1 protein-coding gene is annotated in these 1,120 nt (G+C 41.9%); it reads right to left on the reverse strand.

Annotated features, from left to right (window positions below; genetic code table 11):
- Positions 1-1,037, reverse strand: a 1,037-nt coding sequence (locus ACESZG_RS18895; protein ID WP_373218963.1) for an IS256 family transposase, incomplete at its 3' end; no start/stop codon positions are given.
- Positions 1,038-1,120: the final 83 nt, after the last annotated feature.

The following is a 1,120-nucleotide window of genomic DNA, read 5'->3' on the forward strand; positions in this document are numbered from 1 at the left end:
TAAATCACCGTTCTGACCGTCGTTGAAAATTTAAAGATCGGCGAGATTGCGTCCCAGTTATCCTTCCAGCGCTTCATGGAATTCGGATATTTCGGTGTCCATTTTTCTGTTACACGCTCTAAGGCTGCCAGAGCTTTCTTTTCATCTGTGGCCTGATAAATGGTTTTCAGATCCGCAGCGAAGGCTTTTCTGTCTTTATCCGGGACATATTTCAACGTGTTTCTTACCTGGTGTACAATACAGCGCTGGTATTCCGTCTTTGGAAAAGCTGCTGCGATCGCTTCTTTGATTCCGGTTAAACCATCGGCACAGATGATTAATACATCTTTGACACCACGATTTTTCAGTTCATTCATAACGGAAAGCCAGTATTTTGCGCTTTCGTTATCGCCAACACTGATGGTTAAAACTTCTTTTTTCCCTTCCGTGTTGATTCCCAGAATCACGTAAGCAGCAAGCTTTCGGATCACGCCATTATCCCTTACAGAATAATGGATTGCATCAATGTAGAGAATGGGATAGACCTCGTCCAGTGGCCGGTTCTGCCAGTCTTCGATCTGTGGCAGGATCTTATCAGTCACATCAGAAATAAAGCTTTCAGAAGTTTCAAAGCCATAAATATCTTCGATGGTTTCGGAAATCTGCCGGGTAGTCATTCCTTTGGCATACATGGAAATGATCTTCTGATCAATATCGGAAATATCTTTCTGACGTTTTTTCACAACCTGTGGTTCAAACGTTGATTTGCGATCCTGTGGCACTTCGATTTCCATCGAGCCATACCGGCTGTTGACCTGTTTCCGCTTATAACCATTGCGATAATCATCATTATCTGAGCGTTCGGATTTTTCGTAACCAAGATGATCATCCATTTCAGCTTCCATCATTTCCTTAATGGTGCCGCCTAAAAGATCCTTGAGCGCATCCTGAATGTCTTCTGCAGACTGGATATCGTACTCTTCCAGGAGCTGATGGATGATGTTTCGTTTTCCTTCTGTCATTTGTACACGATGTACAGGTTTCTTTTGTCTTGCCATAATAAAAGGCCCTCCTAATGATATTTATTGTATCATAGAAGAACCTTATAAACATTATTTTACAGAAAAAGTTTCATACTCTC

The sequence above is a fragment of the Blautia sp. Marseille-P2398 genome, assembly GCF_964240315.1.
Lineage (GTDB): Bacteria > Bacillota > Clostridia > Lachnospirales > Lachnospiraceae > Blautia_A > Blautia_A wexlerae.